Origin of the sequence: Bradyrhizobium dasycarpum (assembly GCF_042019905.1) — a bacterium.
GTDB classification, from domain to species: Bacteria; Pseudomonadota; Alphaproteobacteria; order Rhizobiales; family Xanthobacteraceae; genus Bradyrhizobium; species Bradyrhizobium japonicum_B.
Genome location: NZ_CP169574.1, coordinates 5,720,213 through 5,739,675 on the forward strand (window position 1 = coordinate 5,720,213; position 19,463 = coordinate 5,739,675).

Annotated in this window: 15 protein-coding genes and 1 pseudogene; 14 read left to right on the forward strand and 2 right to left on the reverse strand. The window is 65.2% G+C overall.

Annotation, left to right across the window (positions count from 1 at the left end):
- Nucleotides 1-82: 82 nt before the first annotated feature.
- Nucleotides 83-2,314, forward strand: coding sequence for a CHASE2 domain-containing protein (locus ACETMP_RS27310; protein WP_375158581.1), 2,232 nt, complete (start codon nucleotides 83-85; stop codon nucleotides 2,312-2,314).
- 128 nt (nucleotides 2,315-2,442) lie between these two features.
- Here ACETMP_RS27310 and ACETMP_RS27315 read toward each other — a convergent pair.
- Nucleotides 2,443-4,037, reverse strand: a pseudogene (locus ACETMP_RS27315) (ABC transporter substrate-binding protein).
- 199 nt (nucleotides 4,038-4,236) lie between these two features.
- On the opposite strand from ACETMP_RS27315, the gene ACETMP_RS27320 reads away from it, so the two are divergent.
- The 12 genes from ACETMP_RS27320 (at nucleotide 4,237) to ACETMP_RS27375 (ending at nucleotide 17,604) form a co-directional block, all read left to right on the forward strand.
- Nucleotides 4,237-5,895, forward strand: a complete 1,659-nt coding sequence (locus ACETMP_RS27320) for an ABC transporter substrate-binding protein (protein ID WP_375158582.1) — start codon at nucleotides 4,237-4,239, stop codon at nucleotides 5,893-5,895.
- Nucleotides 5,896-6,122: 227 nt separating this feature from the next.
- Nucleotides 6,123-7,076, forward strand: a complete 954-nt coding sequence (locus tag ACETMP_RS27325) for an ABC transporter permease (RefSeq protein WP_024338965.1) — start codon at nucleotides 6,123-6,125, stop codon at nucleotides 7,074-7,076.
- A gap of 231 nt (nucleotides 7,077-7,307) precedes the next feature.
- A complete protein-coding gene (locus ACETMP_RS27330; protein WP_375158583.1) occupies nucleotides 7,308-8,210 on the forward strand; it encodes an ABC transporter permease in 903 nt (300 codons plus the stop codon).
- A gap of 2 nt (nucleotides 8,211-8,212) precedes the next feature.
- A complete protein-coding gene (locus ACETMP_RS27335) occupies nucleotides 8,213-9,271 on the forward strand; it encodes an ABC transporter ATP-binding protein (RefSeq protein ID WP_375158584.1) in 1,059 nt (352 codons plus the stop codon).
- Nucleotides 9,268-9,465, forward strand: coding sequence for a hypothetical protein (locus ACETMP_RS27340; RefSeq protein WP_135164504.1), 198 nt, complete (start codon nucleotides 9,268-9,270; stop codon nucleotides 9,463-9,465). Before ACETMP_RS27335 ends, ACETMP_RS27340 begins: the two co-directional genes overlap by 4 nt.
- Nucleotides 9,462-10,877, forward strand: a complete 1,416-nt coding sequence (locus ACETMP_RS27345) for an amidase (protein ID WP_375158585.1) — start codon at nucleotides 9,462-9,464, stop codon at nucleotides 10,875-10,877. The genes ACETMP_RS27340 and ACETMP_RS27345 overlap by 4 nt, the downstream gene beginning before the upstream one ends.
- On the forward strand, nucleotides 10,874-11,851 hold the full coding sequence (locus tag ACETMP_RS27350) for an ABC transporter ATP-binding protein (protein ID WP_375158586.1): 978 nt from the start codon (nucleotides 10,874-10,876) through the stop codon (nucleotides 11,849-11,851). Before ACETMP_RS27345 ends, ACETMP_RS27350 begins: the two co-directional genes overlap by 4 nt.
- Before the next feature lie 110 nt (nucleotides 11,852-11,961).
- A complete protein-coding gene (locus tag ACETMP_RS27355; RefSeq protein WP_375158587.1) occupies nucleotides 11,962-12,231 on the forward strand; it encodes a GlsB/YeaQ/YmgE family stress response membrane protein in 270 nt (89 codons plus the stop codon).
- A gap of 258 nt (nucleotides 12,232-12,489) precedes the next feature.
- Nucleotides 12,490-14,238, forward strand: a complete 1,749-nt coding sequence (locus ACETMP_RS27360) for a type I secretion system permease/ATPase (RefSeq protein ID WP_375162003.1) — start codon at nucleotides 12,490-12,492, stop codon at nucleotides 14,236-14,238.
- Between the two features lie 10 nt (nucleotides 14,239-14,248).
- Nucleotides 14,249-15,583: an HlyD family type I secretion periplasmic adaptor subunit gene (locus ACETMP_RS27365; RefSeq protein ID WP_375158588.1), complete on the forward strand. Its 1,335-nt coding sequence runs from the start codon at nucleotides 14,249-14,251 to the stop codon at nucleotides 15,581-15,583.
- A gap of 196 nt (nucleotides 15,584-15,779) precedes the next feature.
- On the forward strand, nucleotides 15,780-17,249 hold the full coding sequence (locus ACETMP_RS27370) for an AMP nucleosidase (RefSeq protein WP_375158589.1): 1,470 nt from the start codon (nucleotides 15,780-15,782) through the stop codon (nucleotides 17,247-17,249).
- 79 nt (nucleotides 17,250-17,328) lie between these two features.
- On the forward strand, nucleotides 17,329-17,604 hold the full coding sequence (locus ACETMP_RS27375; protein WP_028138652.1) for a DUF1488 family protein: 276 nt from the start codon (nucleotides 17,329-17,331) through the stop codon (nucleotides 17,602-17,604).
- A gap of 166 nt (nucleotides 17,605-17,770) precedes the next feature.
- Here ACETMP_RS27375 and ACETMP_RS27380 read toward each other — a convergent pair whose 3' ends face one another.
- A complete protein-coding gene (locus ACETMP_RS27380; RefSeq protein ID WP_375158590.1) occupies nucleotides 17,771-18,253 on the reverse strand; it encodes a CinA family protein in 483 nt (160 codons plus the stop codon).
- Between the two features lie 144 nt (nucleotides 18,254-18,397).
- On the opposite strand from ACETMP_RS27380, the gene ACETMP_RS27385 reads away from it, so the two are divergent.
- Entirely contained in the window at nucleotides 18,398-19,456 is a 1,059-nt protein-coding gene (locus ACETMP_RS27385) for an amidohydrolase family protein (RefSeq protein ID WP_375158591.1), read from the forward strand.
- Nucleotides 19,457-19,463: the final 7 nt, after the last annotated feature.

Sequence of the window (19,463 nt, forward strand, 5' to 3'; positions counted from 1 at the left end):
CCTTTGCGGCCGGCGTGATGGCCAATCCCGTCATGGCGATCAACGAATAGACCCGGTGCGGTGGGCAGGAAGTCCAATCGGCATGAAACGTCTGAAAATCCTGCGGCGGTGGTTTGCGCGGAAGCTCGGCTTCGCGCGGCTGATGTGCCTTGCGCTGCTGGTGCTGTTCGCCGGCGCGCGGCTGTGGGATCCGCCGCCGATCCAGGAATTGCGGCTGCGCACCTTCGACATGTTTCAGCTGATCGATCCGCGCCAGAAGGCGGCGCGGCCGGTCGTCATCGTCGATATCGACGACAAGAGCCTCGCCAAGCTCGGCCAGTGGCCGTGGCCGCGCACGCGAATTGCCGACCTGATCCAGAATCTCACCAACAGCGGTGCGGTGGCGATCGGCTTCGACGTGGTGTTTTCGGAGCCCGACCGGCTCAACCCGGATCTGGTTGCTGGCCAGATGCGCTATCTCGACGACGCCACGCGCGCCAAGCTGCGTGAGCTGCCAACCAACGACCAGATTCTCGCCGACGCGATCAAGCGCTCGCGTGTGGTGCTGGGCGAGACCGGGCTTCCGGCCGTCCTGTCCGAGCTGGACAAGTCGCTTCCGTTCACGGGAGTGGCGACGGTCGGGGAGGAGGGGGCCGAACGCTTCCTGTTCGAATTTCCAGGCTTGCTGCGCAACGTGCCGGTCATCGAGAAGGTCGCGGCCGGCCGCGGGCTGTTTTCAATCAGGAATGAGCGGGACGGATTCATCCGCCGCGTGCCGATGATCATGCGCGCACAGGGCAACATCATGCCCTCGCTCAGCCTCGAGATTCTGCGCGTCGTCACGGGCACGCCGACGCTGTTGGTCCGGACTGACCAGACCGGTATCAGGTCGATCCGCATCAAAGGTGTCGAGATCCCCACCGACAAGAACGGCCAGTTCTGGGTGCACTACGCGCGTCGGGATCCCTCGATCTACGTCTCCGCCGCCGACGTGCTCGACAACAGCGAGTCGCGGAGCAGGTTCGCCGGCAAGCTGGTGCTGGTCGGAACCTCCGCGGCCGGCCTCAACGACATCAAGACCACGCCGGTGTCCGCGACCATGCCGGGGGTCGAAATCCATGCCCAGGTGCTGGAGAGCGTGCTGAGCGGCGCGGTGATCTCGCAGCCGAACTATGCGCTCGGGGTCGAATTGCTCGCCGCGCTGATCATCGGCCTGCTCGTCATCATCTTCACGCCCAATCTCGGTCCGGTGCGCCTCGTGCTTGCGGGTGCGACCTTCGCCGCCATCCTGGTCGGCGTGTCCTGGTTCTTTTACGCGCAGTACCGCTACCTCATCGATTTCACCTATCCGCTGCTCTCGACCACAGCGGTCTATCTGACGCTGATTTTCGCCAGCTTCGTGCGCGAGCAGCGCCAGCGGGTGCAGATCCGCGGGCAGTTCGCGCAATACATGTCGCCGGTCCTGGTCGAGCAGCTGGCGCAGTCGCCGGAAAAGCTCGTGCTCGGCGGCGAGGAGCGCGAGATGACGATCATGTTCTCGGACGTGCGCGGCTTCACCACGATCTCGGAGAGCTACAAGCACGACCCGCAAGGCCTGATCACGCTGATGAACCGCTTCCTGACGCCACTGACCGACGTCATCATCGAGCGGAAGGGCTACATCGACAAATACATGGGCGACGCCATCATGGCGTTCTGGAACGCGCCGCTCGACGATGCCGAGCACGAGGTCAACGCCTGCGAGGCCGCGATCCAGATGCTGGAGCAGATCGACGCGGTCAACAAGGAGCGCGAGGAAGAGGCCGCCGAGGGCGGCCACGTCTACATCCCGCTCAATGTCGGCATCGGCCTCAACACCGGCATCGGCGTGGTCGGCAACATGGGCTCCGACCTGAAGAAGAACTATTCGGTGCTCGGCGACAGCGTGAACCTCGCCTCGCGCCTGGAGGGCCAGTCGAAGGAATACGGCTTTCCCATCATCGTCGGTTCCCGCACGGCGCTCGCCGCCAAGGACAAGTTCGCGATCCTCGAGCTCGACTTCATCATGGTCAAGGGCAAGACCGAGCCGGAGGTGATCTACGCCATCGCCGGCCGTGAGGATGTGATGCATTCCGCCGCGTTCCAGCGCCTTCGCAACATCACGATCGAGATGCTCAGCTGCTATCGCAGCCGCGACTGGCAGGGCGCACTCGATGCGATCGAACGCGGCCGCAAGAGCGAGGATGCCGACACGCTGGAAAAGCTGTTCAGGCTCTACGAGGCGCGCATCAAGGATTTCCAGCTCAATCCGCCGCCGGAGAACTGGACCGGAGCGTATGCGCTGCTGACGAAGTAGTCGCCGCATCGGCGCTGCCGTAGGGTGGGCAAAGGCGCAAAGCGCCGTGCCCACCATCTGGGGCAGCAATGTTGAAATGGTGGGCACGCTGCGCTTGGCCCACCCTACGGCAGCGGTGTTTGCCGCCCTCACTCCATCCCGATCGTCGTCAGATCCTGAAACCAGTGCTGGGCCTGCACGAACTGCTTCACCTTCGGCGACAGCGCGTGCGGGTTGGTGTCGTGGACGACCCAGACCAGCGTGGCATCGTTGACGATCAGGGCGTGGGCCTGCGCCAGCAGCTGGTCCTGCTTGGTGGAATCGAATGTCTGCTTGGCCTCATCGATCAGCGCATCCACCTTCGGGTTCTTGTAGCCGCCCCAGTTGACGCCCACGGGCGCGATCTGCCCCGAATGGAAGAAGCGGACGATCGCATACAGCGGATCCGAGGTGACATAGGCGATGTTGTTGGCGGTGATGCCGGCGTTCATCTCGTCGGCCGCGCCCTTGCGCCAATGCGTGTAGAGCGTCTCGAGCTCGACCACCTTGAAATCGATCTCGATGCCGATCTCCTTGAAGCTCTGCTGCAGGAATTCGTTCATCGGCAGCGACAGCATCTGGCCGGTGCCGCCCTGCGCGATGATGAAGGTGGTCTTCAGCGGCTTGGTCTTGGAGTAGCCGGCTTCCTCGACCAGCTTCCTGGCGGCGGCGAGATCGTATTTCAGCTCGAAGGCAGGCTTGCCGAACCACGGGCTGGACGGATCGACCTGGCCCTTCGCCGGCTTCGCCAAGCCGTTCATCAGGCCGACCACCGCCTCGCGATCGATCGCAAGGTTCAGCGCCTTGCGCAGGCGGATGTCGGTCCAGGGTGAGCCCGGCAGCACGGACAGGTGATAATTCCAGACATGCGGCGTGACGTTGTCGACGAGCTTCATGCCGGCGGCCTTGAGCTGCGGCACCGCATCCGGCGCCGGCGTCTCGATCAGATCGACCTGGCCCGCCAGCAGCGCATTGGTGCGCGTCAGCGCTTCCGGCATCGGCACCAGCACGATCTTGTCGGCCTTCGGGATGCGCTTCTTGTTCCAGTAGTCGGGGTTCTTGCTGAGCTCTGCGAGCTCGCGCGGCACCAGCTTCGTCAATTTGAACGGGCCGGTGCCGGAGGGCTGGCTGGCGAACTTGTCCCAATCCTTGCCGAGCTTGTCGTACTGCGCGGGGCTCGACACCAGAAACCACAGCATCTGATAGGGAAAGAAGGAATCGACCGTCTTGGTGGTGATCTCCACCGTGAAGTCGTCGATCCTGGCGTAGCTCGCGACCGAGGGCAGGCGGGTCTTCACCTGCGCGCTCTGCCGCTTGTCGAATTGCGGCGCCTTGTCGTTGAGCACCTTGTCCAGATTCCAGATCACCGCATCGGCGTTGAACTCGCTGCCGTCGTGAAACTTGACGCCCTTGCGAAGCGTGAAACGCCATTTGGTTTTGTCGGCATCATCCACCTTCCACTCGGTTGCGAGCCCCGGCACCAGCTTGCCGGGACGATCGGCGACGTCCATCTCCCAGGCCACCAGGGGTCGTAGATCGTGTAGGCCGTGAACTGGTAGGCGCCGGCGCCGCGATCGGGTTGACCCGTGGTCAGCGGGATGTCCGCCATCGAGATGCCGTAGCGCAGCACGGTTTCGGCGCGCGCCGAGATTGCGGACGACGCCAGCGCAAGCACGGCGAGACAAATCGACAGACGAAGACGCATGGTCCAGAGCTCCCAGGGGATTTCGAGACCAAACTTGCAATCTTGATGCCAGAATAGGCAGGGCGACGCGTGCACCTGCGTAATGCCTACAAGGACTTGTCGTCGCAGGGCCAAACTGCAGAATAAGTTTCTCTTTGGCATAGCCATTGCATACGATTGCATCAAAAATAGTCATCGAAGCCGGAAAAGGATTGAGGCGATGCTTACTCAGAAGAACACACGCGCGGCACTGATCGCGGTGCTCGCTCTAACGACGGCGGCCGCCTGGCCGCGCGTGGCCAGCGCGGAGACGGTGCTGCGCATCGGCATGACCGCTGCCGATATTCCGCGCACGCTGGGCCAGCCTGATCAGGGTTTTGAAGGCAATCGCTTCACCGGCCTCACCATGTACGATGCGCTCACCGGTTGGGACCTGTCTTCTGCCGACAAGGCGAGCGTGGTGATCCCCGGCCTTGCGACCGAGTGGAAGGTCGACGATGCCGACAAGACCAAGTGGATCTTCAAGCTGCGCCCCGGAGTGACCTTCCACGACGGCTCGCCGTTCAACGCGGACGCGGTGGTGTGGAACGTCGAGAAGGTGCTGAAGCAGGATGCGCCGCAATTCGACGCCAGCCAGGTCGGCGTCACGGCCTCGCGCATGCCGACGCTGGCTTCGGCGAAGAAGATCGACGACCTGACGGTCGAGCTCACCACCAAGGAGCCCGACAGCTTCCTGCCGATCAACCTCACCAATCTGTTCATGGCGAGCCCGGCGAAGTGGCAGCACTTCTACGACAAGGCCGAAGGCGCCGACGCCAAGGCGAAGTCGCAAGCCGCCTGGACCGCGTTTGCCAGGGACGCCGCCGGCACCGGTCCGTGGAAGATGGCGAGCTTCACGCCGCGCGAGCGGCTCGAGCTGGTCAAGAACGCGAGCTATTGGGACAAGGCACGCGTGCCCAAGGTCGACAAGATGGTGCTGCTGCCGATGCCGGAAGCGAACGCGCGCACCGCGGCGCTGCTCTCCGGGCAGGTCGACTGGGTCGAGGCGCCGGCGCCGGACGCGATTCCCGAATTGAAGCAGCGGGGCTTCAAGCTCTACGCCAACGAGCAGCCGCATGTCTGGCCCTGGCAGTTCTCGCGTGTCGAAGGCTCGCCCTGGAACGACATCCGCGTGCGCAAGGCGGCGAACCTCTGCATCGACCGCGAAGGCCTCAGGGACGGCCTGCTTGCCGGCCTGATGGTGCCGGCGACCGGCACCTTCGAGCCTGGCCATCCCTGGCGCGGCAAGCCGAGCTTCGAGATCAAGTACGACAAGGCCGCCGCCCAGAAGCTGATGCAGGAAGCGGGCTTTGGCCCGAACAAGAAGCTGACGGTGAAGACGCAGACCTCGGCCTCCGGCTCCGGCCAGATGCAGCCGCTGGCGATGAACGAATATCTGCAGCAGGCGCTCGCCGAATGCTATTTCGACGTGAAGCTCGACGTCATCGAGTGGAACACGCTGTTCACCAACTGGCGCCGCGGCGCCAAGGACCCCAGCGCCAACGGCTCGAATGCGACCAACGTCACCTATGCGGCGATGGACCCGTTCTTCGCCCTGGTGCGCTTCCTGCAATCGGGCATGGCGCCGCCGGTCTCGAACAATTGGGGCTTCATCAACAACCCCAAATTCGACGAGCTGGTGAAGAAGGCACGCCAGACCTTCGACCCAGCCGCGCGCGACGCCGCGCTCGCCGAGCTGCACGCGGCCTCCGTCGACGACGCCGCCTTCCTCTATGTCGCCCACGACGTCGGCCCGCGCGCCATGAGCCCGAAGGTGACAGGCGTCGTGCAGCCGAAGAGCTGGTTCATCGACTTCTCGCCGGTGTCGATCAAGCAGTGAGGCGGTCGTCACTCTATCCTCACGTCATGCCCGGGCTTGACCCGGGCATCCACGTCTCTCCTCTGGGTCCGTCATTCCGGGGCGCCCGTAGGGCGAGCCCGGATCTCGAGATTCCGGGTTCGATGCTTCGCATCGCCCCGGAATGACAGGGCAAGCAGAGTGTGGATGGCCGGGTCAAGCCCGGCCATGACGGCTGAGATATTCTCGCTCTAGATTGAGTAATCCAAGTGCTCGCCTATATCGCCAGACGCATCGTCTATGTCGTCCCGATCGTCATCAGCGTCGCGCTGGTGTGCTTCCTGCTCGTGCACATCACGCCGGGCGATCCGCTCGTCGCCGTGCTGCCGGCCGACGCTTCGCAGGAGCTCGCGGCGCAGCTGCGCACCGCCTATGGCTTTGACCGGCCGTTGCCGGTGCAGTTCGGGCTTTGGCTGCTTCGTGCCCTGCACGGCGATCTCGGCAATTCCATCGCGACGGGGCGTCCCGTGCTCGCCGAGGTCATGCGCGCGGTCGGCAACACCGTCACGCTGGCGATCGCCGCAGCCATCATCGGCTTCACCATGGGCATCCTGCTCGGCCTGATCGCCGGCTATTTCCGCGAGACCTGGATCGACAAGGTCGCGACCTCCTTCGCCATCGCCGGCGTGTCGGTGCCGCATTACTGGCTCGGCATGCTGCTCGTCATCATCTTCTCGGTGCAGCTGAACTGGCTGCCCGCGGTCGGCGCCGGCCCGAGCGGCTCCAATTCCTGGGCCTGGGACTGGGCGCATCTGAAATATCTGGTGCTGCCGGCGATCACCACATCGGTGATTCCCATGGGCATTGTCACCCGCACCGTGCGCGCGCTGACCGGCGATATCCTGAGCCAGGATTTCGTCGAGGCCCTGCGTGCCAAGGGTCTGCGCGAAACCGGTGTGTTCCGTCACGTCATCAAGAATGCCGCGCCCACTGCGCTGGCCGTCATGGGGCTTCAGCTCGGCTACATGCTCGGCGGCTCGATCCTGATCGAGACCGTGTTCTCCTGGCCGGGCTCGGGCTTCCTGCTCAACTCGGCGATCTTCCAGCGCGACCTGCCGCTGCTGCAGGGCACGATCCTGATCCTGGCGCTGTTCTTCGTCTTCCTCAATCTCCTGGTCGATATCGCCCAAGCCGCGATCGACCCGCGCATCAAGCGGGGCTAAAAGATGGGCCCAGCTGTGAACACGCAACAGGTGCGCTCCCTCCCCGCGAGCGGGGGAGGGCTGGGGAGAGGGTGTCTCCGCTCGCGAGACTCCCCAGAGGAGAGAGCCCTCACCCGGCGCGCGGCACGATGCTTCGCATCGCCGGGAGCGCCGACCTCTCCCGCAAGCGGGAGACGTGCACTGCCTTCCGGGCCTGCACCGAGTGAAGCAATGCGCACAGGGAGCCAGCCGATGAGCGAGCTTCCCCTGTCCGCCACCGCCGACGCCGCGTTGCAGGCTGCGCCGACGACCAAGGCGCGGGGTTATTGGGCGACCGTCGGCCGCCGCATCCGGCGCGACAAGGTCAGCATGGCCTGTGCGCTGGTGCTGCTGCTGATCTTCCTGTCCGCGATCCTAGCGCCCTGGCTTGGCCTCGAAGATCCCTACAAGGGCTCGATGATCCGCCGCCTCCGTCACATCGGCACGCCTGGTTATCCGCTCGGCACCGACGAGCTCGGCCGCGACATGCTGGCGCGGCTGATCTATGGCGGGCGGCTGTCGCTGGTGATCGGCATCCTGCCGGTGATCCTCGCCTTCGGCATCGGCACCTCGCTCGGCCTCATTGCCGGTTATGTCGGCGGCAAGCTCAACACCGCCATCATGCGCACGGTCGATGTATTCTATGCATTCCCCTCCGTGCTGCTGGCGATCGCGATCTCCGGCGCACTGGGCGCCGGCATCCTCAATTCCATTGTGTCGCTCACCGTCGTGTTCGTGCCGCAGATCACCCGCGTCGCCGAGAGCGTCACCACGGGCGTGCGCAACATGGATTTCGTCGAGGCCGCGCGCGCCTCCGGCGCGGGGCCCTTCACCATCATGCGCGTGCACATCCTCGGCAACGTGCTGGGCGCGATCTTCGTCTACGCCACCAGTCTCATCTCGGTCTCGATGATCCTGGCCGCCGGTCTCTCCTTCCTCGGTCTCGGCACCAAGCCGCCGGAGCCGGAATGGGGCCTGATGCTGAACACCCTGCGCACCGCGATCTACGTCAATCCCTGGGTCGCAGCCCTGCCCGGCGCGATGATCTTCGCGGTCTCGATCTGCTTCAACCTGCTTTCGGACGGCCTGCGCAGCGCCATGGACATCAGGAACTAGCCATGAGCGAGAGCACATCCGTCGAAATGCTGGAACCGGTGGAGGACGTCGGCGGCGTCGCGCAGCCGCTGCTGCAGGTCAGCGGCCTGACCAAGCACTTCCCGGTGCGGGGCGGGCTGTTCGCTGCCAAGCGCACCGTACGTGCCGTCGACAACGTCTCCTTTACCGTCGCCAAGGGCGAGACCGTCGGCATTGTCGGCGAATCCGGCTGCGGCAAGTCCACCACCGCGCGGCTCTTGATGCATCTGATGCCGCGCGATACCGGCGACATCATCTATGATGGCATGACCGTGGGGCAGTCGCTGAGCCTGCGCGAGCTGCGCCGCGGCATGCAGATGGTGTTCCAGGATTCCTACGCCTCGCTCAACCCGCGACTCACGATCGAGGAGTCGATCGCCTTCGGCCCCAAGGTGCACGGCATGGCCGATGGCGCGGCGCGCACCCTCGCGCGCGAGCTGCTCGGCAAGGTCGGATTGCGCCCCGAAAACTTCGCCAATCGCTACCCGCACGAGATCTCCGGCGGCCAGCGCCAGCGGGTCAACATCGCACGTGCCCTGGCGCTGTCGCCGCGGCTGGTGATCCTGGATGAAGCCGTCTCCGCGCTCGACAAATCCGTCGAGGCGCAGGTGCTCAATCTGCTTGTCGACCTCAAGCGCGAATTCGGCCTGACCTATCTCTTCATCAGCCACGACCTCAACGTCGTCCGTTACATCTCGGACCGGGTCCTGGTGATGTATCTCGGCGAGGTGGTCGAGCTCGGTCCGGTCGACCAGGTCTGGGATCGTCCTGCACATCCCTACACCCGCGCACTGCTTGCCGCGATGCCGTCCTCCGATCCCGACAGGCGCACCGAGACGCCGCCGATCACGGGCGATCCGCCGAACCCGATCGACCCGCCCCCGGGCTGCCGCTTCCACACCCGTTGTCCGTTTGCGGAGCCGCTCTGCGCAAATGCGACACCAAAGCTGACAGCGCTGGATAAGATGGGCCACGAGGCCGCGTGTTACATGGCAATTCCGGGTTCTGGCCATAGCCGCGCGCCTAGGGAGATGACCGCATGACGAGACCGACACCGAAAGAGATCAAGCCCATCGCGCAAATCGCCGGCGTGCCCGTGGATGACGAGATCGCGACCCGCATCTCCAACTCCATCGGACCTGCCTTCGAAGGCTTTGCGACCATCGCCGGTACGCTGCCGTTCGATCTCGAGCCCGCGCTCTACCCGATCGTGCAGACGCAGAAGGTGTCGAAATGAGCACCGAGCCCGCACTGATGACGCTCACCGCGGTCGCGCGTGCGATCGCGATGAAGCAGCTGTCCTCGCATGAGGTGACGCGCGCGCTGCTCAACCGCATCGCGCAATGGCAGCCGCATCTCAATGCCTTCATGTCGATTGAGGCAGAATCCGCGCTGAAGGCGGCCGATGCCGCCGATGCCGAGCTTGCTACGGGCAAGGTCCGCGGTCCGCTGCACGGCGTGCCGCTTGCGCACAAGGACATGTACTATGACGCCGGCCATGTCGCGACCTGCGGCTCGCTGATCCGCCGCGACTTCGTGCCGACCGTGACCTCCACCGCCTTGCAACGGCTCAAGGATGCCGGCCAGGTCCGCCTCGGCACGCTGCACCTGGCCGAATTCGCCTATGGCCCGACCGGCCACAACGCCCATTACGGCCCGGTGCGCAATCCCTGGAACGTTGCCCACATCACCGGCGGCTCGTCGTCCGGCTCCGGCTCGGCGGTCGCGGCGCGTCTCACCTATGCTGCGCTCGGTTCCGACACCGGCGGCTCGATCCGGATGCCCGCGCATTTCTGCGGCGTGACGGGACTGAAGACCACGGTCGGCCGGGTCAGCCGCGCCGGCGCGATGCCGCTGTCGCAATCGCTCGACACGGTCGGTCCGCTGGCTCGCACCGCCGAAGATTGCGCGCTGTTGCTGGCCCTGATGTCAGGCCCGGATCCCGCCGACTCGACGTGCAGCCACGAGCCGCCGTCGGATTATGTCGCCGCCACCAAGGGCTCGCTAAAAGGCCTCAGGATCGGCGTGCCCAGCTCGTTCTATGTCGACGATCTCGACGCCGAGGTCGCGCGCGTACTGGACGAGACCATCGCGCTGCTCAGGCGCGAGGGGGCCGAGATCGTCAAGGTCGAGCTGCCGGATCAGCGGCAATTGTCCTCGGCGAGCCAGCTCGTGCTCGCCGCGGAAGCGGCCGCCTTCCACAAGCGCTGGATGATCGAGCGCCCGCAGGATTATGGCCCACAGGTGCTGATGCGGCTTCAGAACGGCCTCGCCGTCCCCGCCATCACCTATCTGGAGGCCATGCGCTGGCGCGGCCCCGCGCTCGCCGCGCACAACGCCGCAACCGCAGGCGTCGATGCGGTGATCGCGCCGGCTTCGCCGGTGCCGGCGCCGACGATCGAGGAGAGCGATGTCGGCGGCGGCCCGAACGCGCCGGCGCTGTTGCAGCGGCTGACGCTGTTCACCCGCCCGGTGAATTTCCTCGGCCTGCCGTCGCTCACCATTCCATCCGGCTTCACCAGAAGCGGCCTGCCCGTGGGCATGCAGCTGATCGGCCGCTCCTTCGACGAGGCGACCCTGCTCACCATCGGCGCCGCTTTCCAGCGTGCCACCGATTATCACGATCGATTGCCGAAACTGCCGTCATGACCAAGCTCGTCGAGATCTCCGGCCTCAACATCCGCTTCACCGGTGAGCGCACGGTCTATGCCGTGAACGACCTCAGCCTGTCGCTGGGTGATGGCGAGGTGCTCGGCCTGCTCGGCGAGTCCGGCTCGGGCAAGAGCGTGACGCTGCGCGCGCTGATGCGGCTGTTGCCGAAGAAGCGCACGCAGATCTCCGGCAAGGTCAACGTCATGGGGCAGGACGTGCTCGCCATGAACGACGAGCAATTGTCGTCGTTCCGCGGCCAGACCGTCTCGATGATCTTCCAGGAGCCTGCGCTCGCGCTCGATCCGGTCTACACCATCGGCGCGCAGATCGCCGAAAGCGTCGTGCGCCACGAGGGCAAGACCTATGCGGAGGGCAGGGCTCGTGCACTCGAGATGCTCGAGGTCGTGCGCATCCCCTCGGCGAAGCGAAGGCTGGATGCCTATCCACACGAGATGTCGGGCGGCATGCGCCAGCGCGCGATGATCGCGCTGGCGCTGGCCTGTCGGCCAAAAATCCTGCTGGCGGACGAGCCGACCACGGCGCTCGATGCCACCGTGCAGATCCAGATCCTGCTCTTGCTGCGCGAGCTGCAGCGCGAGTTCGGCATGTCCGTGATCTTCGTCACCCACGACATCGGCGTCGCCATCGAGATCTGCGACCGTGTCGCGGTGATGTATGCCGGCCAGATCGTCGAGCAGGGCAGCTTGCGCGACATCGTCCGCACGCCCATGCATCCCTACGCCAGGGGCCTGCTTGCCTCCACCATCCACGGCGCCAGGCGCGGCCAGCGGTTGGAGACCATCCCCGGGACGCCGCCCTCGCTGGCCGAAATGCCCCACAATTGCTCCTTCGCCCCCCGCTGCAAGCTCGCCGAGCCGCGTTGCCTGGAGCAGCTGCCAGCGAATGTGGAGGTCGGGCCCGGCCGGGCGGCGAGGTGTGTGCTGGCGGAGCCCTTCACCGCGGTGTCATAGTCTTGGACGAGATCAACCAGGCTCGTGGCAACGCGAGCTTCATGCCATTCAGACTCCATTCATCCCGGTTCCCGTTCCATGCCGGGCGTTGATGGAGAGGGACCGCATCGATGCACATTTCCAACGAAGGCCTGCTCGTCATCCTGTTCGTCGGCCTGGTCGCCGGCTGGCTGGCCGGCAAGATCGTGCGGGGCGCCGGCTTCGGCCTGATCGGCGACATCGTGATCGGCATCTGCGGTGCGCTGGTGGCGAGCCTTCTGTTTCCCAAGCTCGGCATCCGCCTCGGCACGGGCCTGGTCTCCGAGATCGTCTATTCCGCCATCGGCGCGGTCATCCTGCTGCTGGTGGTGCGGCTGGTGCGGGGCGGCGGCCGGCTCTAGCAGCAGCCCGGCCCGATCGATCGGAACTTGCCGCCTCTTCCAGACCTGGGGAGGGGCGGCCGCGTCTGCACCAAAAAGCCGCAAAGACTGTGAAATACCGGGCTTGCGTGCCCGGCCGTCGGGAGTAGATGTGGCCTATCGGGGTTCTGAATGAACCGGCCCGCGTTGGACGCAGCGCCAACATGATGTTAATTCGGGACGCGTAGCCTGAATTGCCCGTGAAATCAGGGGCTTTGGCCCCACCAGAAAGAGACCAGACTGATGGCAGCCTCCGGCGTCCGCCGTTCAGAGCTCGGTGACGCCTTGCGCGCCTGTCGCACGGCGTTCGTCGGCGTCGGCCTGATGAGCTGCATGATCAACCTGCTCTATCTGACCGGGTCGATCTTCATGCTGGAGGTCTACGACCGCGTGCTGCCGAGCCGCAGCATTCCGACCCTGGTCGGCCTGATCATCCTCGCCGGCTTCCTGTACATGGCGCAGGGCGTGCTCGACATGATCCGCAACCGGATCCTCGGGCGGATCGGCACCGCGCTGGACGAGGCGCTCAACAAGCGCGTGTTCGACACCATCGTGCGCCTGCCGCTGCTGGTCGGCAGCCGCAACGAAGGTCTGCAGCCGCTGCGTGATCTCGACAACGTCCGCTCCTTCCTCGGCGGCATGGGCCCGAGCGCGTTCTTCGATCTGCCCTGGCTGCCGCTCTACCTCGCCATCTGCTTCGCCTTCCACGTCATGATCGGCGTCACCGCGTTGATCGGCGCCATTATCCTGGTCGGCCTGACCCTGGTCACCGAATTCATGTCCCGCCAACCGGCGAAGGAGGCGATGGGCCTTGCCGCCCAGCGCAACGATCTCGCCCAGGCCAGCCGCCGCAACGCCGAAGTCATGGTTTCGATGGGCATGGCCGGCCGGATGAACCAGCGCTGGAGCGAGGCCAACGAAAAATATCTCGCCGGCAATCAGCGCGCCAGCGACGTCGCCGGCGGGCTCGGCGCGGTCGCCAAGGTGCTGCGCATGATGCTGCAATCGGCCGTGCTCGCGGTCGGCGCCTATCTCGTCATCCACCAGGAGGCGACCGCCGGCATCATCATCGCCGGTTCGATCCTCTCCGCCCGCGCGCTGGCACCCGTCGACCTCGCCATTGCGCACTGGAAATCCTTCGTCGCCGCGCGCCAGAGCTGGCATCGCCTCACCCGCCTGCTGGAGCAGATGCCGGCACAGGCGACGCCGACGCAGTTGCAGGCACCCACCAGCCGGCTCTCTGTCGAAGGCGTCGCCATGGTGCCGCCCGGCGACCAGCGCCTCATCGTGCAGGACATCAACTTCACGCTCACTGCGGGCAACGGCCTCGGCGTGATCGGCCCGAGCGGCTCCGGCAAGTCGTCGCTGATCCGCGCCCTGGTCGGGGTCTGGCAGCCGGTGCGTGGCAAGGTGCGGCTCGACGGCGCCGCGCTCGATCAATGGTCGTCCGACATGCTCGGCCGGCACATCGGCTATCTGCCGCAGGACGTCGAATTGTTCGGCGGCACCATCGCCCAGAACATCAGCCGGTTCGATCCCGAAGCGACGTCCGACGCCATCATCGCGGCGGCGAAAGAAGCCGGCGTGCACGAGATGATCATCAAGATGCGCGAAGGCTACAACACGCAAGTCGGCGAGCAGGGCACCGCGCTCTCGGCAGGCCAGGCGCAGCGCGTGGCATTGGCGCGCGCGCTCTACGGCAATCCGTTCCTGATCGTGCTGGACGAGCCCAACTCCAATCTCGACACCGAAGGCGACGAGGCGCTGACCCGCGCCGTCCGCGCCGCCCGCGAGCGCGGCGCCATCGTCGTCGTGGTGGCGCACCGCCCGATCGGCGTCGAGGCGGTCGACCAGATCCTGGTGCTGCGCGACGGCCGCATGCAGGCGTTCGGCCCGAAGGAACAGGTGCTCGCCCAGGTGCTGCAGCCGCGGGCGACGCCGCCCGCGCCGATCAAGATCGTCAGCGAAGGCGGAGTGGCCAAACCATGAGCACAAAGCCATGAGCACGATGGCCATCGGCGGCCCGAAGCCTGCCGCGAAGAACACCGTCCGGGACTCGATCAGGTTTCATCTGCTGCTCGGACTTGGCATCGTGCTGGTGCTGGTCATCGGGCTCGGCGGCTGGGCGTCGACCGTGCTGATCTCGGGCGCGCTGATCGCGCCGGGCCAGATCGTGGTCGAATCCAACGTCAAGAAGGTGCAGCATCCGACCGGCGGCGTGGTCGGTGAGGTGCGCGCCCGCGACGGCGACCGGGTCAAGGCCGGCGACATCGTGGTGCGGCTCGACGACACCGTCACCAGGGCGAACCTTGCCATCGTCACCAAGAATCTCGACGCCGCGCAGGCGCGCGCGGCGCGATTGCAGGCCGAGCAGCGCGGTGTCGACAGGATCGAATTTCCGCAAACCCTGCTCGAACGCGCCAACGATCCCGACGTCAAGCTGCTGCTCTCCGCCGAAACCAAGCTGTTCGACGTCCGCGTCAACGGCCGCGCCGGACAGAAGGCGCAGCTGCGCGAGCGCATCACCCAGCTCAACGAGGAGATCGCCGGTCTCAGCGCCCAGGAGAAGGCCAAGGATCAGGAGATCGCGCTGGTGCAGAACGAGCTCACCGGCGTGCGCGATCTCTACGACAAGCGTCTGGTGCAGCTTTCGCGCCTGACCCAGCTCGAACGCGACTCGGCGCGTCTCAACGGCGAGCGCGCGCAGTACATCGCTGCCCGCGCGCAGGCCAAGGGCAAGATCACCGAGACCGAGCTGCAGATCATCCAGGTCGACAAGGACGTGGTGAGCGAAGTCTCCAAGGATCTGCGCGAGACCAACGACAAGATCGGCGAGCTGATCGAGCGCAAGGTCGCGGCCGAAGACCAGCTCCGCCGCATCGACATCCGCGCGCCGCAGGACGGCATGGTGCTGCAATCCAACGTGCACACGGTCGGCGGCGTCGTCACCGCCGGCGACGCGCTCATGCTGATCGTGCCGCAGGCCGACGACCTCCAGGTCGAGGCCAAGGTCAATCCGGTCGACATCGACAAGCTCCAGATCGGCCAGAAGACGCTGCTGCGCCTCTCCGCGTTCAACCAGCGCACCACGCCAGAGCTCAACGGCCTCGTCAGTCGCGTCTCGCCCGACGTCACCACCGACCAGCGCACCGGCCAGAGCTACTACACCATCCGCGTCTCAATGCCGGCGGAAGAGATCGCCCGCCTCGGGGACGTCAAGATGATTCCCGGCATGCCCGTGGAAGCCTTCGTCCAGACCGGCGACCGCACCATGCTGTCCTACCTGATGAAGCCGCTGCACGACCAGCTGATGCGAGCGTTCAGGGAGAAATGACGCGCGAAAGCGCGTCATGAATTCGTAGGGTGGGTTAGGCAAAGCCGTACCCCACCGCTTCTCTATCCGCGGAACCAGAAGTGGTGGATTGCGCCGAGTAGATGCGCTTTGCGCATCTGCAGGGCTAACCCACCCTACAGCACTGCCTTCTTTGCTATAGTTCGACTCAGGTCAAAAATCGTCCGGCGGCCGAACCATGCAATCTCCTCCCTCCATCGCCACTGAATCCTTCTCCGACGCCGGCCTTGCGGTCGCCCGTCTCGAAGAGATCTACGAGCGCAACACAAAATTCCTGCGCGACCGGTTCGAGGCCTATGTCGGCGGCGAGGCGATCGCGACGCGGGTGCGGGCCTACTATCCCTTCGTGCGCATCACCACCGCAACGCATGCCAGGCTGGATCTGCGTCTCGCCTACGGCTTCGTCGCCGGGCCCGGCGTGCATGAAACCAGCGTGACGCGGCCGGATCTGTTCCGCAGTTATCTCACCGAGCAGATCGGATTGCTGATCCAGAATCACGGCGTGCCTGTCGAGATCGGCGAATCGGCCGAGCCGATCCCGATCCATTTCGCCTATCGCCGCGACATCAATATCGAGGCGGCCATCACGACCAGCGAGAATTCCCCCGTGACGCGGTCGCTGCGCGACGCGTTCGACGTGCCGGTTCTCGCCACCATGGACGACTCCATCGCCGACGGCACGTTCGAGCTGCAGCCCGGTGCGCCCGAGCCGCTGTCGCTGTTCCGCGCCGCCCGCGTCGATTACTCGCTGCGCCGGCTGTATCACTACACCGGCACCGATCCCGAATATTTCCAGAACTTCGTGATCTTCACCAATTACCAGTTCTACGTCGACGCTTTCGCGCAGCTCTGTCACCAGCGGCTTCAGTCGGGAGAGGCCGGCCTCGATGCCTTTGTCGCGCCCGGCAACGTCATCACGCAGAGCGGCGGTGCGATCAGCGGCATCGCGCCCGCGCGCATGCCGCAGATGCCGGCCTTCCATCTGGTCGTATCGGGCTATCGCGGCATCACCCTGATCAATATCGGCACCGGTCCGTCGAACGCGCGCAACGTCACCGACCACGTCGCCGTGCTGCGCCCGCACGCCTGGCTGATGCTCGGTCATTGTGCGGGCCTGCGCAACACGCAGCGGCTCGGCGACTACGTGCTCGCGCATGGCTATGTGCGCGAGGATCACGTGCTCGACCGCGAGCTGCCGCCGTGGGTGCCGATTCCCGCGCTGGCCGAGATGCAGGTCGCGCTCGAAGAGGCGGTCGAGGACGTCACCGGCCTCGAAGGTTTCGAGCTCAAGCGTCTGATGCGCACGGGGACGGTGGCGAGCGTCGACAACCGCAATTGGGAGATCTCCGGGCCCGAGGTGATCCGCCGCCTGTCGCAATCGCGCGCCGTTGCGCTCGACATGGAATCGGCCGCGATCGCCGCCAACGGCTACCGCTTCCGCGTGCCCTACGGCACGTTGCTGTGCGTCTCCGACAAGCCGCTGCACGGCGAGATCAAGCTCGCCGGCATGGCCAGCGAGTTCTACCGCCGCCGTGTCGGCCAACATCTCGAGATCGGCCTGAAGGCGCTGGAGCGGCTCAAGCAGCAGGAATCGGAGCGGCTGCATTCGCGCAAGCTCCGCAGCTTTGCCGAAGTGGCATTCCAGTAGGGCGAAGGTGCTCTTTGCTGCTGACAAGCGGAGCGATTTTCAGCATTGTCCGTCGCGGGGGCTCGACCGGGACGACTTGATGCCACTGACGCGCGACAGGATCATCGGCCACGACCATGAACGGCTGGCCTTTCGCTTCACCATGCTGAACGACGGCGAGGTCGTGCATTGCCAGATCAGCGACGCCGCGATGGACGAGCTCGCGGGCATGCAAGGCACCGAAAGCAGCGCGCGTCAGGCGCAATTCCTGTCGCTGCGCGAGACCATCGAGCGGATCGCGTCGGATGTCTATGACGAAGCGCCGCGGGTGCAGGGATATGTGGTGCGGATCTTCATGCGGCATTTGGGGCGGTGACATCGTCCCACTCTCTGCTGTCATGCCCCGCGCAGGCGGGGCATCCAGTACGCCGCGGCCTATCGATTCAATCACAACGGCCTCGGAGTACTGGATCGCCCGGTCAAGCCGGGCGATGACAGCAGTATTGGTGGCAAGACTGTCCCGGCTCACCGCATCGATGCCGTCACCCCTCCAGCTTCCTCAATAGCAACTTCAGTGCCGTTGCTGCAAATACCTGCATGTTCGCAAACCGCTCGCTGCTGCCGGTCTCCAGCGTCATCACCTCCGGAATAGGCCCCGCAACCGCCATGCAGCTATGGCCGGCGGCGTCGCCATAGCGGTTGCCGGTGGGGCCGGCTGCGCCGGTCTCGGACAGGCCCCAGTCGCTGTTGAAGCGCGTTCGCATCTGTCCGGCCAGCAGCTCTGCGTAGGGCTCAGACGAGGAGCGGAAGCCTCTCATTCCTTCGTCCGAAATATCCATCAGCACGCGCCTGGCGTCTCGGGTGTAGACCACTGCGCCGCCGAGGAAATAGGCGGACGCGCCGGGTACCGCGAGCAGGCTCGCGGCGATCAGGCCGCCGGTGGAGGATTCGGCGACGGCAATGGTCTGTTTACGGGCGATCAGTTTGGCGGCGATCTGTTCCGCAATGCCGACGAGTTCTTTCATTCCCTGAACCTCTGTTTTCCCGCAACCGAGCTGCGCCTTCCTAGCATATGCCAGAAGCCTTGGCCGAGTTGCGGGCGAGGGGCAGGCCTGATTGAATGGCGAGGACAGAAGAGACAAGCGAGGAAACGTGAGAAGGGAGACGTCATGGCGTCCCTGATCGCCGGCGGGGTGGATTGCGATGTGCATCCGGCCGTGCCGCATCTGACCAGCCTGCTGCCCTACCTGAACGATTACTGGCGCGATCAGGTGACGACGCGCGGCATGGTCGACCTCATCTCGCAATCCTATCCCGAGAGGTCGCCGATCACGGCGCGACCCGACTGGCGTCCCGAGACAGGCAAGCCCGGCGAGAGCCTTAAGGACATGCAGCGTCACGTGCTCGATCCCTTCCAGCTTAAGCATGCCATCTGCAATCCGCTCTACGGCGTGCAGATGGTGTTCTCGGAGGACATGCAGGCGGCCTTCTGCGGTGCGCTGAACGACTGGCTTGTGACGGAGTGGCTCGACCGCGATCCGCGGCTGCGCGGCTCGATCGTGATCCCCACGCAAAGCGTCGAGAAGGCCGTGGCCGAGATCGAGCGCTGTGCCCGGAACCAGCGCTTCGTGCAGGTGCTGATGCTGGTCATGGGCGATGTGCCGCTCGGCAAGCGCGCGCTGTGGCCGATCTACGAGGCCGCGGAACGGCTGGAACTGCCGGTCGGTATCCACGCCGGTTCCGCCTATCACAATCCGCCGACCGCGGTGGGATGGGGGTCCTACCACATCGAGGATTATGTCGGTCAGGCCCAGGCGTTCCAGACCCAGCTCACCAGCCTGATCGTCGAGGGCGTCTTCGCCAAATATCCGCGCCTGAAAATGGTAATGCTGGAGTCGGGCGTCTCCTGGATCTCGCCCTATCTCTGGCGGCTGCACAAGTTCTGGCGCGGGGTGCGGATGGAAACGCCGTGGGTTGATCGCGCACCGCTGGATATTGTGCGCAGCAACATCCGCTTCTCGTTACAGCCATTTGATGCGCCGCCGGATGAGGCGACATTAAATCGCCTGTTTGAGCATATGCAGTCCGATGAATTGGTCCTATTCTCCACAGACTATCCGCACTGGCAATTCGACGGCCAGGACGCGCTGCCCGAAGGTCTGTCCCCCGATCTCGTGCGCAAGATCATGATCGACAATCCGCATGCGACCTATCCCCGCCTGAAATGAGCCCGCT

Coding starts and splice junctions, on each gene's coding strand:
- ACETMP_RS27310 (WP_375158581.1), top strand. CDS start 83: ATGAAACGTCTGAAAATCCTGCGGCGGTGGTTTGCGCGGAAGCTCGGC.
- ACETMP_RS27320 (WP_375158582.1), top strand. CDS start 4,237: ATGCTTACTCAGAAGAACACACGCGCGGCACTGATCGCGGTGCTCGCT.
- ACETMP_RS27330 (WP_375158583.1), top strand. CDS start 7,308: ATGAGCGAGCTTCCCCTGTCCGCCACCGCCGACGCCGCGTTGCAGGCT.
- ACETMP_RS27335 (WP_375158584.1), top strand. CDS start 8,213: ATGAGCGAGAGCACATCCGTCGAAATGCTGGAACCGGTGGAGGACGTC.
- ACETMP_RS27340 (WP_135164504.1), top strand. CDS start 9,268: ATGACGAGACCGACACCGAAAGAGATCAAGCCCATCGCGCAAATCGCC.
- ACETMP_RS27345 (WP_375158585.1), top strand. CDS start 9,462: ATGAGCACCGAGCCCGCACTGATGACGCTCACCGCGGTCGCGCGTGCG.
- ACETMP_RS27350 (WP_375158586.1), top strand. CDS start 10,874: ATGACCAAGCTCGTCGAGATCTCCGGCCTCAACATCCGCTTCACCGGT.
- ACETMP_RS27355 (WP_375158587.1), top strand. CDS start 11,962: ATGCACATTTCCAACGAAGGCCTGCTCGTCATCCTGTTCGTCGGCCTG.
- ACETMP_RS27365 (WP_375158588.1), top strand. CDS start 14,249: ATGAGCACGATGGCCATCGGCGGCCCGAAGCCTGCCGCGAAGAACACC.
- ACETMP_RS27370 (WP_375158589.1), top strand. CDS start 15,780: ATGCAATCTCCTCCCTCCATCGCCACTGAATCCTTCTCCGACGCCGGC.
- ACETMP_RS27375 (WP_028138652.1), top strand. CDS start 17,329: ATGCCACTGACGCGCGACAGGATCATCGGCCACGACCATGAACGGCTG.
- ACETMP_RS27380 (WP_375158590.1), bottom strand. CDS start 18,253: ATGAAAGAACTCGTCGGCATTGCGGAACAGATCGCCGCCAAACTGATC.
- ACETMP_RS27385 (WP_375158591.1), top strand. CDS start 18,398: ATGGCGTCCCTGATCGCCGGCGGGGTGGATTGCGATGTGCATCCGGCC.